The following is an 18,013-nucleotide window of genomic DNA, read 5'->3' on the forward strand; positions in this document are numbered from 1 at the left end:
TGAGGTCTTTCACCGGACATTTCCGCCCCTCCCGTCGAAGTCCACTGCCACCGTGCTTACGCGATTTTCCGCCCCGGTCCAAATTCCGGCGTATTTTTTCGCGATCCTGAAACCTTTCCAGGCCCACCGGGTACGGAGGGGTATGGATGCCTGTGAAACAGCTCGGAGATCGGGGCCGATGGCGGCGGGATCGGACGAGGTGAGCAAAGCACCGCCGGCCCCGGCCGAGCGTGTGGTCGCGCTGGAGGAACGGGGCTGGCTGCCGCGCCATGTCCGGGGCGACACGGCGGCCTTTCCCGCCCTACTCGCCGCCTATAGGCGCCCGGTCTACGGTTATTTAGTTCGCGCCGGCGTCGGCGCGGGCGAACGCGACGACCTCTTCCAGGCGATCTTCCTGCGCGTTCACAGGGCGGCCAGCGACTACCAGGCGACCCGACCGCTGGCCCCCTGGCTGTTCACCATCGCCGCCAATGTCACGCCGCGCCGGAACGCGTTCGCTTTGATGGCAAGGATGACGTCGCCCTCGCCCAGTTCAACGCTCATGAAAAGCCCTTCGCGCCGACCGCGCGGCGCACCATGTTCCAATAGATCCGCTCCACGCGGTCCTGGCTCAGCCGCCCGCCCTCGCGGAACCAGGTGTTCACCCCGTTCAGCATCGCGATCACCGCCATGGTGGCCAGCTTGGTGTCGGGCAGCGAGAACAGCTTGGCCTCGGTGCCCGCCTTCAGGATCGCCTCCAGCGCGTCCTCGTAGCGCTTCCGATAGGCCTCGATCTTGGCGAAGTTGTCGGGGTCCAGGTTGCGCAGCTCCATGTAAGAGATGAACAGCGAATCCGAATGCGACAGGTTGAACTGGATGTGGCAGCGGCAGAACGCCTCTAGGTTCTGGACCGGATCGCCGCCGGCCTCGGATTTGGACCACGAGTCCAGTAGCTCCACCATATGCGCCTCGAGCAGATCGAACAGCAGCGTCTGCTTGTCCGGCGTGTAGAGGTAGAGCGCGCCCGCCTGCACGCCGACCTCGCCCGCGATCTGGCGCATCGAGACCGCCGCGAAGCCGTGCCGCGCAAAGAGCTGCAGCGCGGCGGCGCGGATGCGCGGGCCAGTGATCTCGGAATGTGAGCCGGTTTTTCGTGCCATAGGCGGTTTGTATCTGAACACGCGTTCATTTCAATCCCCCGCTTGCATGCCCGCCCGCCCCCGCGCTAACCTTGCGACACTTCACCTGGGCGGGGGCCATGAGGATCTTATTGCTAACCTTGGCGGCGGGCGCCGTTCTTGCGGGCTGCGCGCAGTTCCCCGAGCTGGACGCGGCGGTGAGCGCGCGCGCCAAGGCCGCGGACTACCCCAGCCTGGTGCCCGCCGATGACATCCTGGCCAAGCGCCGGGAGGCGCGGCTTTCGCCCGAGGACGGCGCGGCGCTCTTGGAGCGCGCCGAGCGCCTGCGCCAGCGCGGCGCGATCCTGCGCGCCCTGCCGGTGATCGACGAAGAGACCCGGCGGCGCATATCGGCGCGCCTGAGCAGCCTGGGCGGTTGAGGCCGCCGCGCAATGCGGCTATGGGCTGGCGAAACCACCACAAGAACGGAGCTTTCCCATGACCGACCCCCTGCGCCTTGGCATAGCCGGGCTTGGCACCGTTGGCACCGGCGTGGTGAAGATCGTGCAGCGCCAGGCGGCGCTCCTGCAGGCGCGCTCGGGGCGCGCGGTCCAGATCAGCGCGGTCTCGGCCCGCACCCGGGACAAGGACCGCGGCGTGCGCCTGGGCGGCTACGCCTGGGAGGACGACCCGGTGGCGCTGGCGACCCGCGACGACGTGGACGTCTTCGTCGAGCTCATGGGCGGCTCGGACGGGCCCGCCAAGGCCGCCACCGAGGCCGCGCTTGCGGCGGGCAAGGACGTGGTGACCGCCAATAAGGCGATGCTGGCGGTGCATGGCCAGGCCCTGGCCGAGACCGCCGAGGCGGCGGGCCAAGTGCTGCGCTTTGAAGCCGCCGTGGCCGGCGGCATCCCGGTGGTGAAGGCCCTGACCGAGGGGCTGGCGGGCAACGAGATCACCCGCGTGATGGGCGTCATGAACGGCACCTGCAACTACATCCTGACCCGGATGGAGGCCACCGGCCAGGGCTATAACGCGCTCTTTGAGGAGGCCGACAAGCTGGGCTATCTCGAGGCCGACCCCAACCTGGACGTGGGCGGCATCGACGCGGGGCATAAGCTGGCGCTTTTGGCCTCGATCGCCTTCGGCACCCAGGTCAGCTTTGACAACGTGCAGCTGGAGGGCATCCAGCGCATCGAGATCGCCGATATCGAGCAGGCCCGCGACATGGGCTATCGCATCAAGCTTCTGGGCGTGGCGCAGATGACCGGGCGCGGGCTGGAGCAGCGCATGCAGCCCTGCCTGGTGCCCGCCGACAGCCCGCTGGGGCAGCTCGAGGGCGGCACGAACATGGTCGTGCTGGAGGGCGACAGCGTCGAGCAGATCGTGCTGCGCGGCCCCGGCGCGGGCGAAGGCCCCACCGCCAGCGCGGTGATGTCGGACGTCATGGACATCGCGCGCGGCATTCGCCTGGCGACCTTCGGCCAGCCCGCCGCGGGGCTGCAACCGGCGACGCCGGCCAATTCCGCCGTGCCCGCGCCCTACTACATCCGCACCCAGCTCTTCGACAAACCCGGCGCGCTGGCCAAGGTGGCCACGGCGCTCGGCGAATCCGGCGTCTCCATCGACCGGATGCGCCAATACGGCCATGACGAGCCCACCGCCCCGGTTCTTTTTGTGACCCACAAGACCACCAAAGAGGCGCTCGACGCCGCGATGGACGGCATGGCGCAATGCGACGTGGTGGACGGCACGCCGGTGGCGATCCGCATCGAGGCGGTCTAGCGAGCGGCCCCGGCCCATGCAGCGCGCCTCTTTCCGCCCGGCGGGCCGGTTCGATCCCGCGCTTCTGGCCGACATCCGGGCGCAGGCCATGCGCCCCAGCCTCGAGGCCGTCGGGCGGTTCGACCCCGACCGCGCCCGCGACAGGCTCCTGAGCGCCTACGCCGCCGAGGACACGGTGCTGGCCTACCTGGGCGACGCCCTGGCGGGGTTCTATGTGCTGCGGCCGCGGGCGGATCACCTCTATTTGGATCACCTCTACGTCCTGGCGGCGCATCAGGGCGCCGGGCTTGGGCGGCAGATGGTGGCCCGGGTGCAGGATCGCGCGCGCGCCGCGCGCCTGCCCGTGCAGCTGACGGCGCTCAGAGGTAGCCCGGCGAACGGTTTCTACCAGTCCTGCGGGTTTGAGCTGACCGGATCCGATGCGCTGGACAATCGCTACGAGTGGCGCGCGAGTGCCCGGGGCGAGGCACAGCCTTAGGGCGATGCTGGCCTGAAGCGGGTATTGGCGCGGCACAATTTTCTTGCAAGAAAATTGCGAAACTCTTGCAAGAGTTTCTTCAGCGCCCCTCAAAAAGATTCTTCTATCCCAAACTCTTACCGGCGCGCGGGGCCACTTTCCTTAGAAGGAAAGTGCAAATCTCTTGCAAGAGATTTGGCCCGTCCAAACGACTGCTGCAGGCCAATATCAGACGCAGCAGAACCCAAGCAGAGCAACCGCCCGAGCTTGCCTCGGGCAGCGGCCGACCTCCCCCAGGAGGCCGCTTTTGCAACCGCCCATCTATTTGATTCGTTTTGGTTTCCAGAGACGTCGACGTTGATGGGACTGACGCGCAAGCAACCTCCAGGTCGGCCGCTGCCCGGGTTGCGCTTGGCTCAAGATGGAGGCCCGGGGTCAAGCCCGGGGCGGTAGCTCTTCAACGTCCCCGCCAAGCCAAAATCAGACCCAGCACAAAGCAATACACCGCCACGCTGGGCAAGCACGACCGCGCGCAGGGTTACGAAAGGCTTAACCCCGCCGCGCTACCTGGCCGGCCGAAGCGCTTCTCCGGCGGGACTGACATCCCCGCCACCCTTACGACCCCTCAAGGCGGGCCCGCCGCATTCCGCATCTTGCGACGCATTGCCCCTCCCCCATCGAGATCCACCGGCCTCGCGGCGCCCACACGGGCGCGACGCGTGGCGCTGCTTGCGCTAACGCGGCGCGAGCCCCCTTGAGCCCCGCCCCTTCGGCGCGTTAGGGAGGTCGCGACAGTGACCCCGAAGCATAGGATTACCCGTATGGCCAGCCCCGCCCCCAAGATCGATTTTCAGGACCGCATGCTCTCTTTGGGCCTGGCGCGCGTCAGCGAGGCGGCGGCGATGGCCTCGGCCCGGCTGGTGGGGCGCGGCGACGAGAAGGCCGCCGACCAGGCGGCGGTGAACGCGATGCGCGACCAGCTCAACCTGCTGAACATCCAGGGCGTAGTGGTCATCGGTGAGGGCGAGCGCGACGAGGCGCCGATGCTGTTCATCGGCGAGGAGGTCGGCACCGGCGAGGGACCGGAGGTCGACATCGCGCTGGACCCGCTGGAGGGCACGACCCTGACGGCCAAGGATATGCCCAACGCGCTGACGGTGATCGCGATGGCGCCGCGCGGCACGCTGCTGCACGCCCCGGACGTCTATATGGACAAGCTGGCGATCGGGCCGGGCTATCCGGAAGGGATCGTCTCGCTGGATATGGACCCGGCGACGCGGGTCTCGGCCCTGGCCTCGGCCAAGGGCTGCCTGCCGCAGGACATCACCGTGTGCATCCTGGAGCGCCCCCGGCATGAGGACATGATCGAGGCGGTGCGCGGCACCGGGGCCTCGATCCGGCTGATCACCGATGGCGACGTGGCGGGCGTGATCCACTGCGCCGAGGCCGAGCAGACCGGCATCGACATGTATATGGGCGCCGGCGGCGCACCCGAGGGGGTGCTGGCGGCAAGCGCGCTGAAATGCATGGGCGGGCAGATGTGGGGCCGGCTGCTCTTTCGCAACGATGACGAGCGCGGGCGGGCCTCCAAGGCCGGGATCACCGATTTCGACCGTATCTATAACCGCGACGAGATGGTGACCCAGGACGTGATCTTTGCCGCCACCGGGGTCACGGACGGCTCGATCCTGCAGGGCATGAAGCGCGAGCCGGGATACCTGGAGACCGAGACGCTCTTGATGCGCTCCAAGACCGGCTCGGTGCGGCGGATGCGCTACCGCAACCCGATAAAATAGCCCAACCCGCGTGAGGTTTGACGGGCGCGGCGCGCCTGGCCTACGGTTTCCGCCATAGAGACCGGAGGTTCTGACACGCGCCGCGCGCTTCTCGTTCTTGCCCTTTTCTTGCCGCCCCCGCTTTTGCACAGCAGATCCTTGGTGATCTGGGGCGCAAGTTCGAGTTCACCGGCCCCAGCGGCCCCATCACGTTTAGCGGCGACGCGGGCCGCCCCGGCAGCCTGCCGCGCGGTCTCAGCGTGAACCCGGGCGACGTGCTGGGTCTCTACAGGATCACGATCCGCGAGAAATCCGACGAGCCCTGCCACGTGATCGCGTCCTTCTGGGACCCGGTGGGCAACGGCACTGTCGGCCCCAAGGGCGAATTCATCGCCTGCCATGGCAACGCCAACCGCAACAATTCCGGCGATCCGGCGACGGTGCGCTTGGCCGCGCCGCAGGTGTTTGTGACCGGGGTGAGCCTGTGCATGAACGGCGGCGGCGACAAGGTGAAGGGCGTGGCGGTGGAGGCCCGCGCGGGCGCCTGCCTTCTCGGGCAGGACCCGATCACGATCCCCTCTGAGGCGCGGCTCTCGCCCAGCAGCGCCGATCTTGGCAGGGCGCCCCGCACCGCGGGGGTGCGCGACGATGACAGCGCGCTGCAAGAGCGGCCACGCCGCAACGTGCCGGTGGATGGGGGCGGGACGCTGACCGGCACCAGATTGACCGGGGACTGATCCTAGCTCTTGCAACATCTGGCTGTGATCGCCACTCTATCCTCCAGATATTGACACACTGAGGCAATGCAACACGTGACCAATCGCGCCTATCTAGATGTGGAAGCCTCGCTGACCGGGCGGCGCTGGGTCGGGCCCAGCATTGACGAGGAGCGCGCCCGCGAGGCGATGGTGCAGGCCACCGGGCTGCCCACCGCCGTGGCGGCGGTGCTGGCGCGGCGCGGCGTGGCGCCGGAGGAGGCGCCGGGGTTCCTGGCCCCGGCCCTGCGCGACCTGCTGCCCGATCCGCTGACCCTGCGCGACATGGCCGCCGCCGCCGAGCGCTTTATCGCCGCCGTGGAGCGGCGCGAGCGCATCGCGGTCTTCGCCGATTACGACGTGGATGGCGGCGCGAGTGCGGCGCTCCTGATCACCTGGTTGCAGGGGATGGGCCACGACGCCACGCTCTATGTGCCCGACCGCATCGACGAGGGCTATGGCCCGAACGCGCCGGCCATGGCGGCGCTCTCGCGCGAGCACGACCTGATCATCTGCGTCGATTGCGGCACGCTGAGCCACGAGGCGCTCGAGGCCGCGACTGTGGACGTGGTCGTGCTGGACCACCACCTGGGCGGCGAGACCCTGCCCCGCGCGGTGGCCGTGGTGAACCCCAACCGGCAGGACGAAAGCGGCGATCTGGGGCATCTCTGCGCGGCGGGGGTGGTGTTCTTGGTGCTGGTGGAGGTGAACCGGCGCCTGCGCGGCAAGGCGCAGACCCCCGACCTGATGGCGATGCTCGACCTGGTGGCGCTGGCCACGGTGGCAGATGTGGCGCCTTTGGTGGGGGTGAACCGCGCTTTGGTGCGCCAGGGGCTCAAGGTGATGGCCGCGCGGCAGCGCCCCGGCCTGGTGGCGCTGGCGGATGTGGCGCGGCTGGACGCGGCGCCCTCCTCCTACACTTTGGGCTTCGTCTTTGGCCCGCGGGTGAATGCCGGCGGGCGCGTCGGCAAGGCGGATCTGGGGGCGCGGCTCTTGGCGAGCCGCGATCCTCACGAGGCATCGGCGCTCGCAGAGCGCCTCGACATGCTCAACAAAGAGCGCCGGGAGATCGAGAACCAGGTGCGCGAGGCCGCCCTGGATCAGGCGGCGGAGCGCGGCCTGGACGGGCCGCTGGTCTGGGCCGCGGGCGAGGGCTGGCATCCCGGCGTGGTGGGCATCGTGGCCTCGCGGCTAAAGGAGGCCACGAACCGCCCCGCGGTGGTGATCGGCCTGGATGGCGGCGAGGGCAAGGGCTCGGGCCGCTCGGTCTCGGGGATCGACCTGGGCGCCTCGATCCAGCGGCTGGCCGCCGAGGGGCTGCTGGTCAAGGGCGGCGGGCACAAGATGGCCGCCGGGCTGACCGTGGCGCGCGATCAGCTCGACGCCGCGATGGCGCGGCTGGGCGATCTGCTGGCGCGACAGGGCGCCGACGCGCTGGGGCCAAAGGACCTGGCCCTGGACGGCGTGCTGATGCCCGGCGCGGCCAATGTCGAGCTAATCGAGGCGATCGACCAGGCCGGACCCTTCGGCGCCGCGGCCCCTGCCCCGCGATTCGCCTTCCCAGAGGTCAAGATCGCCTTCGCCCGCCGCGTGGGCGAGAGCCACCTGAAGGTCAGCTTCACCGACGGTCTGGGGGCAAAACGCGACGCGATCTGCTTTGGCGCCTATGACGGCCCGCTGGGTCCCGCGCTCGAGGCCCATGGCGGCGCGCCCTTCCACCTGGCCGGGCGGCTGGAGCTGAACCGATGGCAGGGCCGCAGCTCGGCGCAGCTTCGGCTGGAGGACGCCGCACGGGCCGGATAAATTACGCCGCAATTGGTGCAAATACCCCCTTGCCCTTGCCGCGCGCTTTTCCTAAAACCCGCTCACTCGATAGCGCGGTCCCTTCGTCTATCGGTTAGGACGCCAGGTTTTCAACCTGGAAAGAGGGGTTCGATTCCCCTAGGGACTGCCAATCGGGTGTTTCCCCGTTGAGAATCAGTGACTTAGACAGCGGATCGCTGTCGATGACCACGGTAGGACACATCGCGGGTCAGCTTAAATGTTTGGTTCAGGCCGGGAATGGGTCGGCGGGACACTTTCTCACCGCGTAAATCAATGATTCTTCGTGAGAATTCCCCGCCCAAGGGCGTACCCTTACAAAGAATCCCTGGCGCACCACCCGGGCGGCGCTTTTGGGCCAGGCGGATGTCGCCGCCACGCAGCGGGCTTTTCCCGGTCGCCCTGACCGCACCGCAGCCCATGCCGCGATGGCCCTATGGGGCTCCGGCAGGCGCAAAGTCGGTCGAACGCGATGCGGCGCTGCCCCCAACGCGATCAGAGACGCACCGCATGCGTGATTTGGCCTCATGCAAAGTTCACGTGATCTTAACCCAGCCGCCCCTCATAATATTCGGGTGGTGGTAGGGGACTGTCTCGAAGGTAGTTCCCCAACCACCACCCGTGTAGGGTGTTGCGATTCGGGTTTAGATAATGTGAACGGATCTGCGATTTTGCGCGTCAGCTCCCAAGTGGCTCGCGGGCCTTCACGCGCCGAACCAAGGAAGGCCCAGTTTCGCCGCCAGACCCGCGGCGGGGTCAGTTGGAACCTCTGCATTGAAGTTGCGGGCGTTTCGCCTCAATCTCGGGGCTCCAATTGAAGCAATACTCATTGACCTCAGGAAAGGCGCCGCGATGTCTGCTTTTCTATTGCGAACTATCTCGTTTGCCGTCGCCCTAGGGGCCGCAGGGGTTCAGGGCGCGTCCTCATTCGCACAATCGAGCGATCCGGCCACGCTTTGGTCCGCGCCAGAGGCGGGCGGTCCCCGACGGCTGCAAACCCTCCAGGCGGGGGGCGAGCTATACGCGGCGCCAGCGACAGGTTCAGACCTCCTAGGCGCGCTGGCGCCGGGCACGCTTCTTTTGAACCATGGCTGCGAGGCCACCACGGGCGAGGCCTGGTGCCAAGTCACCCCCCTGCACGGCGGCGCGAAAGGATATGTCCTGGCCTCCAGCGTAAGCCCCGCGATAGGCCCCGACGGCGTGCTGCCCACCGGCGTTGACACCAGCAAGCGGCGCGCCAAATCGAGGGATTTTGACGCGCGGTCCTCATTCCCCTGCGCGCAGGAGCAGGGCCAGCAGATGGGCGAATGCGCCGGCGCGGTCGCGCGCGGCGGCGGCGGCGACGCCACCGTGGTGGCCACATTCCCGAATGGCTTCTCTCGGTTGCTCTACTTCACCCATGGGGCATTCATGCGCGGCAACGCCACCATGTCCGGCGTGGGCATAGACACCGACTGGTCTCTGCAGGACGGCGCGTATCAGATCCGCGTCGACGATCAGCGCTTTGCGATTCCGGTGGAGTTTGTCCTGGGCCGTAAATAAGGGGCTCTTGGTGGAATGGCTGGAGCGGGCATTGGCATGATCCAAATCTCTTGCAAGAGATTTGCACTTTCCTTTTAAGGAAAGTTGCCCCGCAAGCGGCAAGAGGTTGCAATTGAAGACTCATCTCGGGGCGCGCTGAAGAAACTCTTGCAAGAGTTTCGCAATTTTCTTGCAAGAAAATTGCGCCGCGCCAAGACCGGCTCTCGCAGATATCCCTTCTGTGCAACGGGCACAAGCGGTCGGTACGACCTGTTGCCTATAGCGTCCGGCCTCTCACCTGAGCCATCAGATAAGGGCTGGACGCGGACAACCTCGTAATCGTTTGGGCGCACTGCCAAGAGCTGCGGTTCAGCTTCTTGGCAGCACGCTGTGAACCTAAGGCGTCAACTTGTGGATCATGCCCTCATCGACCGCCGCGTAAAGGCTGCCATCCGGCCCCACGACGACCGAGCGGAAGCGGCCGGCCTCCATGCCCTCGGGCAGGGTCATCTCGACCACGTCATAGACTTCCTGGCCGTCATCGGACAGCTCGAACACGTCGATGCGCTGCCCAATCGGCGTGCCGCCGAAGCCGATGCCCATGATGCCCACGACCATCTGCCCCGACCAGGCGCCCCAGTTGTCGGCCAGGAAGGCGTTCGACGAGGTGCCCTGCGACCAGCCATTATTGTCCCACATCGGCACCATGGCGTCGGGGTAGGTCTCTAGGTCGGTCATTGGCATGAACGCCGCGCGCTCGTAGCGGTCCATCCCGTCCATCTGGTTGGGGCTGTAGCCGCAATAGCCGTCCGGGCAGTCGCCCCGGCCCGCCATGTTGCCGCGCGGGTCCCAGCCGGCATTGCCGCCATTCACCAGGAAGGTGATCTCGTCCGAGTGCCACGGCCCATGCTCGGCGGTGATCGGGTTGCCGGTGCCGGGGTGGAAGGCGATGCCCTGCACGTTGCGGTGCCCATAGGTGAAGGTGCGCGCGTCGAACCCATCGGGCGGGTTGTTGCCGGGATGCGCGTTGCCGTCGGTGTCCATGCGCATGATCTTGGAGCCCATCAGGGTCGGGCTCTGCGGCACGTCCTCGTTATGCGTATCACCGGTGGTCAGCCACAACGCGCCCTCGGGGCCAAAGCGCACCCGCCCGCCGTTATGTGCGCCGGGCCCGCCGAACGGGTGGTCCGAGGCCAGGGGCTTGTACTCCACATCGTCCACGATATCCGTGCGGTCCGAGACGCCGGTGAAGTCGTCATTCACCACCATCCGCATCAGCCGGTTGGTGCCCGGCGCGGTCATGTTGGAGGTCGAGTAGACATAGATCCGGCGGTTCTCGGCAAAGGCGGGGTCGAAGGCCACGCCCATCATGCCCGCCTGGCCCTCGCAGAATAGGTCGTCGCCGTTCGAGGCATAGCCGCCCACGCCGCCCATCCCGTAAAGCGCGTTCACAGTGCCGTCGAGCATGCGCACGGACAGGCCCTTGCACTTCTCGGTGAACAGCATAGTGCCGTCATCCAGGAACGCCATGTCCCAGGGGTTCTCTAGCCCGCCCAGCACCAGCTCGTAGCTGAGGCTGGTGGTGTTCTGCGCCAGCGCGGTGCTGGCGCAGAACGCCGCGCTAAAGGCCAGCGCCGAGGTCATCTTAAAGCGTAAAGTCATAGGAACTCCTCCCAAATCGCATGTTTTTAACTGCTCGAGAGGTCTTGGTTCGGTATGGTGATCGGCCTCGGTCGCGCTCTTTTTGGGGGGCGTCTTATCGCGCCCCGCCGGCGCTCGCCTTATGCGCGCAAAACAGGGATGCGCGCCGGTGTTAAACAATCATAGCGCTAGTCGTCCGGTAGGGAAATAATGAATGCGGTGACGTTGGCGATGTCCTGGTCCGACAGCTTCTTGACCCGCTGCGCCATCAGCGGCGTGTTGGGGCCGAACTTCTCGCCCTCGCGATAGCGCACCACCTTGTCGATCAGATAGGCGGCGGGATGCCCGACCAGCTTGGGATAGCTCGACGCGCCCTTGGCCGTCGCGCCGTGGCAGGCCCGGCAGTTGCGCCGGTAGAGCTTTTTGCCCGCCGCCGCGTCGCCCGGCAGAGCCGCGGCGGCCGGTTCTGCTGTGGCCACCTCTTCGCTTGCCGCGTCTTGGCTTGAGGTCTCCTCCGCCGCCCAGGCGGCGCCGGCCAGGCAAAGCGCCCCAAAAAACGCGCCCAAAAGCGCCCGAAAAAGCACGGAGAGTTGCGGGCAAGCCCTGGGCATCACGTCCTCCGAAGTAACCATTACAACCGACCGGCGGCGGCGCCATCATAGCGCCGCCATAAGATTATCATAGGTTCCCCTTCCCCAGCTCGCCCGCAAGGTGATCCGCCTGCCGGATCGCCAGCGCCACGATGGTCAGCGTCGGGTTCTCGGCCGCGCCCGTGGTGAATTGCGAGCCGTCCGAGATGAACAGGTTCTCGATGTCGTGGGTCTGGCCCCAGCGGTTCACCACGCCCATGCTGGCGTCGTCCGACATCCGGTTCGTGCCCAGGTTATGGGTCGAGGGATAGGGCGGCGTCGGGAAGGTGCGCGTGGCTCCCACCGCGTCATAGACCGCCTGGCCCTGCTGGTAGGCGTGGTTGCGCATGGCGATGTCATTGGGGTGGTCATCGAAATGCACATTCGCCACCGGCAGGCCGTATTGGTCCTTGGTGTCCGACAGGGTGACGCCGTTCTTTTCCTGCGGCATGTCCTCGCCCACCAGCCACATGCCGGCCATGTTCTCGTAGAGGTCCAGCGCGGTGGTGAACTCGCGGCCCCAGGCGCCGGGATCGAGGAAGGCGGCCATGAAGGGCAGGCCCAGGCTGAGCGTCTCCATCTCGTAGCCGCCCACGAAGCCGCGGCTTGGGTCATGGCGCGACTCGTCGGTGATGATCCCCGCCATGGTCGTGCCGCGCCACATCTTCACCGGCTTGTCGAACACCGCATAGACCGAACCCGTCATGTGCCGCATGTAGTTCTTGCCGACCTGGCCGGACGAATTCGCCAGCCCGTCGGGGAACATCGACGAGGCCGAGTTCAGCAGCAGCCGCGGGCTCTCAAACGAGTTGCCCGCCAGGCAGACCACGCGGGCCTTCTGCATCTGCAGATTGCCGTCGGCGTCGAAATACTCGACCCCCGTGACCTTGCCGTCATCGCCATGCAGGATGCGCGCGACATGGGATTGCGGGCGGACCTCAAGGTTGCCGGTCGCCTCGCCCTGCTCGATGTCGTGATAGCCCGCCGACCACTTGGCGCCCCATTTGCAGCCCTGGAAACAGAACCCCGTCTGCTGGCACATGATGCGGTCGCCGTTCTCCTTAGAGCTGATCGCCATCCGGCCGGTATGCACGTCTTGATAGCCCAGCGCCTTGGCCCCGGCCTCGAAGACCTTGTAGTTGTTGCTGCCCGGCAGGCCCGGGCGGTCGCCGGTGCGGGTGACCTGCAGCTTGTCCTCGGCCTTGCTGTACCAGGGGTCCATCTCGGCGGCGTCGATCGGCCAGTCCAGCAGGCTCGCGCCCTCGACCGCGCCATAGGCGGTCTTGGCCTTCCACTCATGCTCTTGAAAGCGCAGGCTGGCCCCCGCCCAGTGCTGCGTGGTGCCGCCCACGGATTTCACGATCCAGGCGGGCAGACCGGCAAAGTCTTTGGCCACGCGCCAGTCGCCCGAGGTGGTGCGCGCGTCCAGCCAGGCCAGCTGCACGAAGCTGGCCCATTCGTCGTTGATGAAATCCTCCGGGTAGTGCCGCCCGCCGGCCTCAAGCGCCACCACGCTCACGCCCTTCTGGGCCAGCTCGTTGGACAGAACACCGCCGCCCGCGCCGGTGCCAATGACGACCACTACAGAGTCGTCGCTCAGATCAAAAGGTGCTGACATGATCGCCTCCTCCTAAAGCCAGTTGATGTCGTTAAAGCCGCGGTCGATGTAGCCGCCGAACTCGAAAGAGGCGCCCTCGTAGCCAAAGATCGGCCAGACGGCCTTTTGGTTGTAAAGCCCGGTCACCAGCCCGCCGCGGATCTGCTGAAAGAACGCGTCGCCCTCCATGGCGCGCAGGATGTCGACGCGGTCGCGCTCCCAGCCCATGGCCAGGTAGCTGCCATGGCCCGAGGCCTGGGCGGCGGCGTTCAGCTTGGCGATGCCCTGCTCGATGCCCGGGGCGGCGTCCTCGGTGTCATAGCCCTTGACGGCGGTGGCATAGAATTCGTCGCCGACCTGGTCATGCGGGTAGATGTCGCGGGCCATCTGCACCAGGGTGGCCATGGTCTCGGGCTGCAGCGCGGTGGTCTCCATCGCCCATGCGGCGTCGGTGGACGCCAGAAAGCCCGCGCCGACCACAAGGGACGCGCTGGCCGATGTTGCGCGCGCCAGAAGCTGGCGGCGGGTAAGCCCCTTGGGGCCGTGTGCCTGGGTCATGATTTCTCCTCCCTGGGTGGTTTTGGTTCTGTGTCACTGAAAGCGCCCGCCCCGCTGCAGCACCTCGATCTGGTAGCCGTCCGGGTCGGCCACGAAGAAGAACCGCGCGAAGACCTCGCCGGCGGGGGCGAAGGCGACAAGCTTGCGGGGGGCGAGGCCGGCGGCCTCCAGGCGGGCGTGCTCGGCGTCCAGGTCGTCGACGCTGACCGCCAGGTGGCCGTAGCCGTCGCCCAACTCGTAGGGCGCGGCGCGGCCCTTGTTGACGGTCAGCTCAAGCTCGAACCCGCTCTCGGGGTTGCTCAGGTAGACGAGCGTGAAGTCCGGGAAATCGAGGCGCTCTGCGACGGTCAGCCCAAAGGCCTGCTCGTAGAAGGCCACGGACCGCGCCTCGTCTGTCACGCGGATCATCGAGTGGATGCACTTGGCCAATGCGGCGCCTCCCTGCTATGTGGTCCAGCTAGGGTAGCGCGGGGCGCCAAGCGTCGGGGTAGTATGGGTTTACTACCTGCCGTTTATTTCAGCGCTTTTGAAACGCCCGCTATTCGGCGGCGATGGCCTTGCCCGCGTCGCCCGCCGAGACCTCCATGAACTTCAGGCAGGCGCAGCGCAGCAGCGAGGTGAAGTTCTCGGGCTCGCCGCGCAGCTCCAGCACCTCGGAATGCAGCGTCGAGATGAAGACCGGCGTGGTCATCCCATCATTGCCCGCGATCTCGTCGATCACCTGCCAATAGGCGTTCTCGAGCCGGATGCTGGTGCTCTGGCCGTTCAACCGCAGCCGTCGGGTGGTACTGGCATAACGTTCCGGGTCCTGCCCGGCGAAAATCTGGCACATGACGTCCTCCCTATAAAATTTTGGCACTGAACTAGAGCGCAACCCTAGTACGGCGATGGCGTCAAAAGCAAATCGGCGCGCGGCGATGGGCGGCATTCCGGCGGTATCCAGTCCGGTGGGCGCCCTGCTTGCCCGCACCGCCCCTGGCCAGCGGAGGCGATCTGCGCCACATTGCCAGCATTCAATCAAGAGGCGACCGGGCGCTGATATGGCGATGTCCTATGACCAGATGAACGCAGAGCAACGCGCCGCCTATGACGCGGCGCGGGCCGAGATGGCGAAGGTTCGCGAGGAAGGCGGCACTGGGCTCGCTCTCTGGCGCCTCACGGACAACCCGTTTAAAACGCTGACCCAACTGCCGCCGGAAATCGCAGAGCTCACCAACCTGCAGAGCCTCGACCTCGACTACACCCAGGTCACCGACCTCACCCCAATCGCGGGGCTAGACAAGCTGCAGATCCTCCAGATCCTCAGCACCCAGGTCACCGACCTCACACCAATCGCGGGGCTGGGCCAGTTGCAGCGCCTCGAACTCAACAGCACCCAGGTCAGCGACCTCACCCCAATCGTCGGGCTGGACAAGTTGCAGAGCCTCGACTTCCGCAACACCCAGGTCACCGACCTCACCCCAATCGCGGGGCTGGGCCAGTTGCAGACCCTCGACCTCAGCGGCACCCAGGTCACCGACCTCACTCCAATCGCGGGGCTGGGCCGGTTGCAGAGCCTCGACCTCAACTTCACCCAGGTCACCGACCTCACCCCCCTTGCGGGGCTGGACCAGTTGCAGACCCTCGACCTCAACAGCACCCAAGTCACCGACCTCACCCCAATCGCGGCGCTGGACGGGTTACAGAGCCTCGAACTCGACAGCACCCAGGTCACCGACCTCACCCCAATCGCCGGGCTGGACCGATTGCAGAGCCTCCGCCTCGGCGGCACCCAGGTCAGTGACCTCACCCCAATCGCGGGGCTGGGCCAGTTGCAGACCCTCTTCCTCAGCAACACCCTGGTCAGTGACCTCACCCCAATCGCGGGGCTGGGCAAATTGCGAGCGCTGAACTTGAGAGGCAGCGCTGTGGCCGATCTCAGACCTCTGCTGCAATTCGCAGTGATCCTAAACCCGCCAGAGGAGCCAAAGGAACAGCTCGCGGTCTATATACATGAGACAGCAGCGGCGGCGGCGGACCCGAACTTGCCAGCAAAGAGATACGATAGCTTTACGGAGATCCGCGAGGCGATGCCCGCCCTCCTAGAATATCTCAACAGCCTGCCGCCCTATCCCGAGCCCCTGCCCTGGGAGGTTTCCGGCGAGGACAGCAAGGGACCGTCGCAATCCTCCGCTTTGGAACTGGCTTGGGCGCAAGACGGCTTTGGCTTTAACTCCGGCCCGGTCTCGCTTGATCAAGACCCGGTGGCGCTGGCCACTCTTGAGGACCTCCGAGAGATGATGGACGAGTTGGTTCGCCAAAGCGGCAACCACCATGAGGATATCTATCGTCGCGCGCTGGCCCTAAGGGACCGCCTTAGCGGCGATGCGATTGACCTTGTTCGGGCGCATTTGGCGTTTCAACGGCTACAGCGTATTTACGACCAACGCGGGAACCGGTCTGAGCCGCTGGATGGTGACTGCGCCCAGACACTCCAGGATCTGGTAGAGACCCTTCCCGGTTTGACCTTGGCGGACGAGAAGGTGCGCGACCTGCTGGATCGCCAGGCCGCCAATCGGCGCGACCGCGTCGATGCCGCCGAAGACGCCGCTGACATCGAGGTCGCCCTCGCGATCGCTCGCGAAGACGCGCCTTTTGATAACGAGGTTCAAGGGGTCGCGCGCGATAGTGCGGCGCCTGATGTGGATGACCAGTTGACCCGCTCGCGACGGCCCTTGGCGCAGAACGCCGTTATCGCCGTGGTACGCGAGTTCAAGAAGTCCCCCCTTGGTGCCGCAGCGGCCGCCACCACGATATTACCAGCGGCATTTTCCCCAGAAGCCGCACAATGGTCAGCCTGGCTCGCCCTGAATGCCGAGACGATCCTCACTGCCGCTCGGCTTTGGGGTCAGGAGTATATCGGTTGGGTCAATCCGATTGTCGGCCACGCCAAGGCGGCGGCAGAGGCCATACGTGCAGCGAAAGGTAAGATCGGCGGATCGTGATCCCCTGAGCGGCCAAAGCCATATGCGTGCCCGACAGAAAGCCGACAAAAGTCCGACACTTTGCCGACCGCGATTTTCCAGCAAAATAAGGGCCGCGCGGGCCCTCCGGCGCGGAGGGGCCGCCCCCACCGTGCGCAGGGTTAATCCTGCGTTCATCGTCTGGAGGGAAATAAGTGGCGCGGTTGACGGGGCTCGAACCCGCGACCCCCGGCGTGACAGGCCGGTACTCTAACCAACTGAGCTACAACCGCGCGTGAGGGGCGGGATACGGTAAGCGGTTTGGGGCGTCAAGCGTATTTGAGCACGGATTTGCAGGAAATCTTCACCACAGTCTCGGCCGTGGATAACTCGGGCCTTTTTTGGCGCGCCCTGTGGATAACTGGGCCCAAAGGCGCAAACCCGTGTCGCCCGCGCCACGCGCGCCATGAAAGCTTAAGACATGTTACACGATTGCTTGCGTCAGGCGCGGAAAGCGAATCCTGTTTCTCGTCATAGATTTATCTATGGGTAATGGTAATGCTGCCGCAATCTAGACGAACATTCCTCGCCTCTGGCGCGGCCGCCTTGGCGTTCGCGCCGCGCGCGGCTCAGGCCGCCTATGAGATCAAGCTGCCGCCGGATTTGCTGCGCGGCGAGCCCGCCACGATCACCGCGGTGCGCACCAAGATCCCGCATGTGGCGATGACCTATGACGACGGCCCGCACCCGACCCTGACCCCCATCCTGCTGGACGAGCTGAAAAAGCGCCGCCTGCGCGCCACCTTCAATCTGATCGGGCGCTCCGTGGTCACCTGGCCCGACATCGTGCGCCGCATCGCCGACGAGGGGCACGAGATCGGCAACCACACCTGGACCCACCCCAACCTGGCGCGCCATGGCGACGCCTCGGTGCTGCGCGAGATCGACCGCACGACCGAGGCCATCTTTAAGGTCACCGGCCGCCCCCCCGTCACCTTCCGCCCGCCCTATGGCTCGTTCACCCTGCGTCAGCGCAAGATGCTCTGGAAGGCCCGCGGCATGCCCACGGTGCTGTGGTCGGTGGACCCGCTGGACTGGAAGCGCCCGGGCTCGTCCGTGGTGCGCCGCCGCATCGTGGCGAACTCGGTGCCGGGCTCGATCATCCTCAGCCACGACATCCATAGCCCAACCGTGCGCGCCATGCCGGGCACGTTCGACGGGCTGATCGAGCGCGGGTTGCAATTCGGCAGCCTCAGCCAGCTCATGGGCTGGCCGCTATGGCAGATGCGCGAGTTCAAGCGCGTGGCCGGGGTGGTGAAGCCCACGGGCAAGCCGGACCTGATCGCGCTGCAATAGGCGACCCCGATTGGCGGCTGGGATGCCGGAGCAGCTGGCGTGACCCGCAGACGAGGCGCCCTTGCCCTGGCCCCCTCCA

General features: G+C 66.4%; 17 protein-coding genes, 2 tRNA genes and 1 pseudogene. 11 read left to right on the forward strand and 9 right to left on the reverse strand.

Annotation, left to right across the window (positions count from 1 at the left end; genetic code table 11):
* Positions 1–178 precede the first annotated feature (178 nt).
* Positions 179–415 (forward strand): annotated as a pseudogene (locus tag AIOL_RS26325) (hypothetical protein); the annotation flags it as partial.
* Between the two features lie 5 nt (positions 416–420).
* Here the strand turns inward: AIOL_RS26325 and AIOL_RS26150 are convergent.
* Positions 421–543, reverse strand: a complete 123-nt coding sequence (locus AIOL_RS26150; RefSeq protein ID WP_268760213.1) for a hypothetical protein — start codon at positions 541–543, stop codon at positions 421–423.
* Entirely contained in the window at positions 540–1,139 is a 600-nt protein-coding gene (locus tag AIOL_RS14610; RefSeq protein ID WP_049643656.1) for a TetR/AcrR family transcriptional regulator, read from the reverse strand. The genes AIOL_RS26150 and AIOL_RS14610 overlap by 4 nt, the downstream gene beginning before the upstream one ends.
* 98 nt (positions 1,140–1,237) lie before the next feature.
* Between AIOL_RS14610 and AIOL_RS14615 the strand changes: the two genes are divergently transcribed.
* The 8 genes from AIOL_RS14615 to AIOL_RS14650 all read left to right on the forward strand — a co-directional run bounded on the left by AIOL_RS14615 (position 1,238) and on the right by AIOL_RS14650 (position 9,232).
* The gene (locus tag AIOL_RS14615; protein ID WP_049643657.1) at positions 1,238–1,537 is read left to right on the forward strand and encodes a hypothetical protein; all 300 of its coding nucleotides are present in this window, start codon (positions 1,238–1,240) and stop codon (positions 1,535–1,537) included.
* 58 nt (positions 1,538–1,595) lie between these two features.
* Positions 1,596–2,882: a homoserine dehydrogenase gene (locus AIOL_RS14620; protein WP_049643658.1), complete on the forward strand. Its 1,287-nt coding sequence runs from the start codon at positions 1,596–1,598 to the stop codon at positions 2,880–2,882.
* A 16-nt stretch (positions 2,883–2,898) separates the two neighbouring features.
* Positions 2,899–3,360 (forward strand): GNAT family N-acetyltransferase, encoded by a 462-nt coding sequence (locus AIOL_RS14625; RefSeq protein ID WP_049643659.1) that lies wholly within the window; start codon positions 2,899–2,901, stop codon positions 3,358–3,360.
* An 800-nt stretch (positions 3,361–4,160) separates the two neighbouring features.
* Entirely contained in the window at positions 4,161–5,135 is a 975-nt protein-coding gene (gene glpX / locus AIOL_RS14630; RefSeq protein WP_049643660.1) for a class II fructose-bisphosphatase, read from the forward strand.
* Positions 5,136–5,374: 239 nt separating this feature from the next.
* Positions 5,375–5,851: a hypothetical protein gene (locus AIOL_RS14635; protein WP_049643661.1), complete on the forward strand. Its 477-nt coding sequence runs from the start codon at positions 5,375–5,377 to the stop codon at positions 5,849–5,851.
* 66 nt (positions 5,852–5,917) lie between these two features.
* Entirely contained in the window at positions 5,918–7,672 is a 1,755-nt protein-coding gene (recJ, locus tag AIOL_RS14640; RefSeq protein WP_049643662.1) for a single-stranded-DNA-specific exonuclease RecJ, read from the forward strand.
* A gap of 76 nt (positions 7,673–7,748) precedes the next feature.
* Positions 7,749–7,823 (forward strand) — tRNA-Glu (locus tag AIOL_RS14645).
* Positions 7,824–8,542: 719 nt separating this feature from the next.
* Positions 8,543–9,232 (forward strand): hypothetical protein, encoded by a 690-nt coding sequence (locus AIOL_RS14650; protein ID WP_152912543.1) that lies wholly within the window; start codon positions 8,543–8,545, stop codon positions 9,230–9,232.
* 375 nt (positions 9,233–9,607) lie between these two features.
* Here AIOL_RS14650 and AIOL_RS14655 read toward each other — a convergent pair whose 3' ends face one another.
* The 6 genes from AIOL_RS14655 to AIOL_RS14680 all read right to left on the reverse strand — a co-directional run bounded on the left by AIOL_RS14655 (position 9,608) and on the right by AIOL_RS14680 (position 14,468).
* A complete protein-coding gene (locus tag AIOL_RS14655; protein WP_235439039.1) occupies positions 9,608–10,873 on the reverse strand; it encodes a PQQ-dependent sugar dehydrogenase in 1,266 nt (421 codons plus the stop codon).
* A gap of 167 nt (positions 10,874–11,040) precedes the next feature.
* On the reverse strand, positions 11,041–11,484 hold the full coding sequence (locus AIOL_RS14660; protein WP_082152605.1) for a c-type cytochrome: 444 nt from the start codon (positions 11,482–11,484) through the stop codon (positions 11,041–11,043).
* A gap of 46 nt (positions 11,485–11,530) precedes the next feature.
* Entirely contained in the window at positions 11,531–13,099 is a 1,569-nt protein-coding gene (locus tag AIOL_RS14665) for a GMC family oxidoreductase (protein ID WP_049643665.1), read from the reverse strand.
* 12 nt (positions 13,100–13,111) lie between these two features.
* Positions 13,112–13,636: a twin-arginine translocation pathway signal gene (locus AIOL_RS14670; protein WP_049643666.1), complete on the reverse strand. Its 525-nt coding sequence runs from the start codon at positions 13,634–13,636 to the stop codon at positions 13,112–13,114.
* Between the two features lie 33 nt (positions 13,637–13,669).
* On the reverse strand, positions 13,670–14,065 hold the full coding sequence (locus AIOL_RS14675; RefSeq protein WP_049643667.1) for a VOC family protein: 396 nt from the start codon (positions 14,063–14,065) through the stop codon (positions 13,670–13,672).
* Between the two features lie 109 nt (positions 14,066–14,174).
* Positions 14,175–14,468 (reverse strand): ribbon-helix-helix domain-containing protein, encoded by a 294-nt coding sequence (locus tag AIOL_RS14680; protein WP_049643668.1) that lies wholly within the window; start codon positions 14,466–14,468, stop codon positions 14,175–14,177.
* A gap of 208 nt (positions 14,469–14,676) precedes the next feature.
* Here AIOL_RS14680 and AIOL_RS14685 point away from each other — a divergent pair, with 208 nt between their 5' ends.
* Positions 14,677–16,620: a leucine-rich repeat domain-containing protein gene (locus AIOL_RS14685; RefSeq protein ID WP_049643669.1), complete on the forward strand. Its 1,944-nt coding sequence runs from the start codon at positions 14,677–14,679 to the stop codon at positions 16,618–16,620.
* Positions 16,621–16,794: 174 nt separating this feature from the next.
* Here AIOL_RS14685 and AIOL_RS14690 read toward each other — a convergent pair.
* Positions 16,795–16,871: transfer RNA gene (locus tag AIOL_RS14690), tRNA-Asp, on the reverse strand.
* 265 nt (positions 16,872–17,136) lie between these two features.
* Between AIOL_RS14690 and AIOL_RS14695 the strand changes: the two genes are divergently transcribed.
* The gene (locus tag AIOL_RS14695) at positions 17,137–17,934 is read left to right on the forward strand and encodes a polysaccharide deacetylase family protein (RefSeq protein WP_082152607.1); all 798 of its coding nucleotides are present in this window, start codon (positions 17,137–17,139) and stop codon (positions 17,932–17,934) included.
* Positions 17,935–18,013: the final 79 nt, after the last annotated feature.

Origin of the sequence: Candidatus Rhodobacter oscarellae, assembly GCF_001078595.1 — a bacterium.
GTDB lineage: Bacteria > Pseudomonadota > Alphaproteobacteria > Rhodobacterales > Rhodobacteraceae > Rhodobacter_B > Rhodobacter_B oscarellae.